Annotated in this window: 8 protein-coding genes; all 8 read right to left on the reverse strand. The window is 66.7% G+C overall.

Translation table 11 applies throughout. The annotated features are described in order from the left end of the window. Nucleotides 1-735 (reverse strand): hypothetical protein (locus AC5JLB_RS13805; RefSeq protein WP_495874408.1); only part of this gene is annotated, 735 nt, incomplete at its 3' end. 326 nt (nucleotides 736-1,061) lie between these two features. Beyond that, nucleotides 1,062-1,709, reverse strand: coding sequence for a hypothetical protein (locus tag AC5JLB_RS13810; protein ID WP_495874409.1), 648 nt, complete (start codon nucleotides 1,707-1,709; stop codon nucleotides 1,062-1,064). Nucleotides 1,710-2,142: 433 nt separating this feature from the next. Then, nucleotides 2,143-2,763 (reverse strand): hypothetical protein, encoded by a 621-nt coding sequence (locus AC5JLB_RS13815; protein ID WP_495874410.1) that lies wholly within the window; start codon nucleotides 2,761-2,763, stop codon nucleotides 2,143-2,145. After that, a complete protein-coding gene (locus AC5JLB_RS13820; protein WP_495874411.1) occupies nucleotides 2,763-2,930 on the reverse strand; it encodes a hypothetical protein in 168 nt (55 codons plus the stop codon). Before AC5JLB_RS13820 ends, AC5JLB_RS13815 begins: the two co-directional genes overlap by 1 nt. Then, the gene (locus AC5JLB_RS13825; RefSeq protein ID WP_495874412.1) at nucleotides 2,927-3,151 is read right to left on the reverse strand and encodes a transcriptional coactivator p15/PC4 family protein; all 225 of its coding nucleotides are present in this window, start codon (nucleotides 3,149-3,151) and stop codon (nucleotides 2,927-2,929) included. Before AC5JLB_RS13825 ends, AC5JLB_RS13820 begins: the two co-directional genes overlap by 4 nt. Continuing rightward, the gene (locus tag AC5JLB_RS13830; protein ID WP_495874413.1) at nucleotides 3,148-3,432 is read right to left on the reverse strand and encodes a hypothetical protein; all 285 of its coding nucleotides are present in this window, start codon (nucleotides 3,430-3,432) and stop codon (nucleotides 3,148-3,150) included. Before AC5JLB_RS13830 ends, AC5JLB_RS13825 begins: the two co-directional genes overlap by 4 nt. Nucleotides 3,433-3,678: 246 nt before the next feature. Further along, nucleotides 3,679-3,882, reverse strand: a complete 204-nt coding sequence (locus tag AC5JLB_RS13835) for a helix-turn-helix transcriptional regulator (protein WP_495874414.1) — start codon at nucleotides 3,880-3,882, stop codon at nucleotides 3,679-3,681. Nucleotides 3,883-4,054: 172 nt separating this feature from the next. Further along, nucleotides 4,055-4,589, reverse strand: a 535-nt coding sequence (locus AC5JLB_RS13840; protein ID WP_495874415.1) for a hypothetical protein, incomplete at its 5' end; no start/stop codon positions are given.

A 4,589-nucleotide genomic window follows, 5' to 3' on the forward strand; every position in this document is an offset into this window, starting at 1 on the left:
TGCGATCTGCCCGAGAGGGTCGTCATACTCGCCCATCTGCTCCGGGCTCAGCGCGGGGCGCGTCTGTCCCTCCACGCGACGACGGATGCCCTCGATTTGCTGAGGCGTGAGCCCCGACCAACCCGGCTGTTTGGCCTCCTCCTCCACGATCAGGCGGTCAATGGCGCCACTCATCACGTCCTCGGCCGTGCCGGCGGGAAATTCCACGATGACACCATTCGGCAGCTGCGCCTGGATTGGCGCTGCGGGCGCCCCACTGGCAGCAGGCTGCCCCGCCTCGCGCGCCTGCGCGCCCCTGGCCATCTGCGCGAGGCGCTGGGCGGCGGCTGTATCACCAGCGGCGTGAGCGTTGCGAAGGGCCTGCATGATCTGTTCATAGGAGGCGTGGGGGCCTTCGACCGTGCTGGCGGCGCGGGCCTCGGGTGTCAGCCCGCCCGGCACGGGTGCTGCGGCCCCTGTGGCGGGTGGCCTTGCCCCCTGCGGCGGAAACCGTCCCTCGGCTTCCATCTGCGCCAGAAGAGCATCCAGCAAGGGCGTCTCAGATGCCGCGGGGGGCTGGCTGTGGCTCTGCCGCTCCGCTTCCAGGGGAGGCGATGCCGAGGCGCGCAGGGCACTCGGCCGAGCCGCCGCTGGGCCGTGACGACGCGAGAAGGCGTCGGCAATGGCAGGTTTCGGGGGCATGACGCCCGTGCGCTGGCGCTCCCGCGCTAGAAGTTGGTCCAGTAGGTCGCCCATGGCGCGCTCCTCTGATCGGGGTTGGATGGTTCTTCTTTTGGGGCGAAGGGTTGAAGGCTGGCGCGGCCACTCATCCGATCAGCGCCTCGATCCGGCGCGTCTCGCGCACAATCTCGGCCAACGCCTTGCGCTCCTCCACCCAAAGCCGGGAGCGCATCCCGTGGCGCCAACTCGGGTGCTTCGGTCCGGCGGGATGGCCGCCGCCTGCGCCGTGGAAACGGCAGACGCGCCAGCCTGTAACTGCCGGTGCTTGGCAGGGCTGACCCGTCCTTTTGGAATTGGCCATGCAGCGAGGCGCCGCATTCGGTCGGTCCATGGGGTTGTCGTCACTTCCCATCCTTGGCCCCCCTCCCCCCGTGGTGGACGTCGCCCACGACGGCCTGTCCGCCCGGGTGCACATGGACGTGCTCCACCGTGACCTTCTGCTTGCCCCCGTCCCGATGCTTCCGGAGCGCCTCCATCTGCGCCGTGTAGGTGCGGGCGAGCTTGTTGTAGGCGGTGGTGTGGGCCTCGAGCTGCGGGAGTAGCTCCGCCCCGGCCATCCGGCGGGCGGCGCGTACCATGGCCACATGCGTGGCCGCCATCTGCACCGCGAGCATGCGCTCCACGATGTCGCGGGGCGCGAGGTCGCGCACGGCGGAGACCATGAAACCGCGGTGGTCGCGGACGCCGTTCCCCTCTCCCCCCTCGTCCGTTCGGACGACAGTGAGGCAGTGGGCCAGCAGATTGCTCGCCTGCGCCGGGTCCTTGGTGTGGAACAGGCTGCAGAGGATGTCGTCACGGGACAGGCGCACCTTCTGCACGCCCGGCGTGGTGTCATCGAAGGTGATGCCCAGGCTTGACGTATCCGGCTTCGCTGCGGCCTTGACCTTGCCCGATGGCGCAGGAGGCGTGGTGGCCAGCTGCGGAGGCGTCATGGCCTCTGCCGTGGTCGTCGCCTCCTCGGCCGAGGTCACGGGGGAAAGGTCGTTCATGCCGCTCTCCATTCAGTGGCGGGGGCCCAAAGGCCGCTGGGAAGTTGCACGAGATGCCTCTCGGGGCGCCTGAGCCGCCGGTCGAGACACCACAGGGGGATGAAGTCGGGGCCGAACTGTCCGCGGCGGACGACGCCGCCGTCGCGGAAGTATGCGGCCTGATCGGTCAGGAGCCGGGGTGCCCCGGTGAGAGCGACTCCCCGCAGCGGCGCGCCTCGAAACGGATGCCGAGCGCGCACGCCGAACAACTCCACCTCGTCCCAGCCCAGCGCCGCCGCATGGTCAGCTAGGCCCGAGGCGCACCACCAGAGCGCGACGTCGTAAGCCCGCCAGTAAGCCGCGCCGCGATGCCGATCAGGGACGCGGGCGAGGAGGGCCGCCCATGCCTCAGAGGCGGCCGTCGGGTGCGCGCGGGACAGGAGGCCCTGCATGGTCATGCCCCCTGTCCCCCTGGTAGATCTGTATATGTCCGGTTTGTTAGGACAGGCGGGTGCTCCGAAAGCTCCAGAACGTCCGGTTTGTTAGGACAGGCGGCCCCAGCTGCAGCCATCGCGCGGGACTGAACGTCCGGTTTGTTAGGACAGGCTGTCCGGTTCCTTAGGACAGGCTTCTGCTTTGCGGACCGTGATGCCTTGCCCTTCTGGACGGGGAAGTCGTGGCCCGGCTTCCAAGCCAAGAACTCCCTCGTTGGCGCATGGTTGTTCTGGGCGGGCAGCTCGGTGAGGCGCCAGAGAGTCGCCTTGCCCTCCCCTTCGACCCCTAGGCTGCCGATCTGCGTGGCCACGATGAAGCCGCGGGCCTGCAGCAGGTAGAAGGCAGCGCGGACGGTGTCCTTGTGGACGTTGAACTCCGCCGCTGCATCCCGGACGCTCAGGAAGGCTTCGCCGTTCTTGGCCCCGTCGTACCCGGCGAAGCGGCGCAGGCGCCAGTAAAGGCACTGGGCAAGCGGCGTCAGGGTCCGAAACGCCAAGCAGTCCACCGTCTGATGAACCATTGGCGTGAACTGCGACATCTTCGTCGACCGGCCCGAGCTGTTCGCCTTGCCTCTCGCCATTACGTGGCCCTCCCGATGAACCGCTGGAGGGTGGCGCGCTCCTCCATCTCGTCCTGAGTGGCCCGACGCCGCTTTATCCGGCCGACCTGATAAGCGGATGCGACCGGGACGAACCTCGCCCTGGTCGCATCCGCCATCGTCTGCTTGAGGGCGGCACGGGCGGTCATCCGGTCACCTCGCGGATGGCGCGGGACAGATCGGGGACCATCTCGAGCCGCACGGCCACGCCCTGCTTGCCAGGGCGCATCTGGCCGTCGTCACCGACGAACCAGACCCGGATGTTGAGCAGCTGCAGGCCCTTGAACTCGTCCACGGAGACGAGGACCTCCTCGCGGCTGTTCTTCGGAATGGTGACCATGCGAGGGGCGAAGATGACGGGCGCGCTCATGCCGCTCGCTCCTCGGCATGGACCTGCTTCTCCGCCGCGTGCAGCGCCTTGTGATGCGTCCGACAGAGCCAGCGCACGTCGAGAGCGTTGCGATGGTCCGGGTGGTGTGCCTCGGTCTCCGCGGCCCCGCAGACCTCGCAGGGCTGCTTGGCGACGAGCCCCCGGTTGAGTGCGCTGCGCAGGGCGGCGTGCGCCCAGACCTTGAGCTGGTTGCGCTCGCGCCAGGCGGCCTGCCGGCGGTGCTTGAGCGGGCGCGGGGCGGGGGTGGTCGAGTCGGTCATTGGCGAGCCTCCCCGTAGGCCAGAGCCGCAAGAAGGTGCGCCGCGGTCTCGCTCAAGGCGAAGCGCCGCTGCAGGCGACGCACGCGGAGAAGATCGGCAGCATGTGCCCAGCGCGTCGGCTCGAGGGCGGTAATGTGGAGCAAGGTGGCAGTCCTTTGTTGAAGGACCGGCCCGAATGTGCTACCTGTTCCGTGCGACCAGACAGATAGACACCCGCGAGGCCAGTCCGGCTTTGCGGGTGTTCTGTTAGGCGGCAACGGGCTCGCGCTGGGCCTCGGCCCGGGCGTCGTGCTCTTCGACTTCCGCCTCGAGCCAGCGGGTCATCCCACCGATGTGAACCGGAGCCGGGAACTTGCCCTGCGCGACCCATCGCCAGACCGAGGACGGGTGGCACTCATAGCGGGCCGCGACCGAGTGGACGGACAGGTACTTGCGAGGTTGGCTGGACATTGCGCCCTCCGCAGCGTTGCAGATAGGCGGAACCTGCTCCAATCGGAAGCAGATCGCATGTTGGCCAATGAGAGATTATTCTGCTGAACTGGTGGCTAATCTCAGCTTTATCCAACACACTGCGGTTCGCAGCTGAACTTGCTCAGGGAGGCGCGTATGTGGTGGCTATAACTCAGGGAAAGAGCTTCTGCATGATCTCATCGATATGGGCGCGGTGTCGCCTGGCGGCGGCCATCTCTGTAACCTGCTGACGGAAACCTGCAAAGTCTGGATGCACGAACAGGTTCTTGATCTCGCTGTACGCAGTCTCGCGTCCGCACCAAGTTAGAGCTTCAGCAACAGCATCGCAGGCGCTCGCCTCCTTGCTTTCGTCGTTTCTTGTGAGCAAGAGACCGAAGTTCTGTTCTACCTGCTTTGCCAAGCTCCACAGCATCTCTCGTTCTGGCCACTTTGGCTGAGGAGGTGTCCCCCTCCGCTTTGGTCGCGCTCGTCCACCTAGTACTTCGCTTATGAAACCCGCAAAGGGTTCATGAATGTAAGCTTTCGCGTCGAAGCTGCTGCGGGCCAGCAGTGCACAAAGGTCGTAAACTTCCGGCACCTCCCAAGCTTTCTCCACAAGCTTTGCCGCGAGATATTCTGATCCGGTGAAGATCGGCCGGCCGGAGGCATCCGACTCATATTCGAACCCTTCGGTTTCCATCAGAAGT

This window comes from Myxacorys chilensis, from assembly GCF_059505265.1.

Excerpts from the sequence above, each read along its gene's own strand:
- AC5JLB_RS13810 (WP_495874409.1), bottom strand. The coding sequence starts at position 1,709 with ATGAACGACCTTTCCCCCGTGACCTCGGCCGAGGAGGCGACGACCACG.
- AC5JLB_RS13815 (WP_495874410.1), bottom strand. The coding sequence starts at position 2,763 with ATGGCGAGAGGCAAGGCGAACAGCTCGGGCCGGTCGACGAAGATGTCG.
- AC5JLB_RS13820 (WP_495874411.1), bottom strand. The coding sequence starts at position 2,930 with ATGACCGCCCGTGCCGCCCTCAAGCAGACGATGGCGGATGCGACCAGG.
- AC5JLB_RS13825 (WP_495874412.1), bottom strand. The coding sequence starts at position 3,151 with ATGAGCGCGCCCGTCATCTTCGCCCCTCGCATGGTCACCATTCCGAAG.
- AC5JLB_RS13830 (WP_495874413.1), bottom strand. The coding sequence starts at position 3,432 with ATGACCGACTCGACCACCCCCGCCCCGCGCCCGCTCAAGCACCGCCGG.
- AC5JLB_RS13835 (WP_495874414.1), bottom strand. The coding sequence starts at position 3,882 with ATGTCCAGCCAACCTCGCAAGTACCTGTCCGTCCACTCGGTCGCGGCC.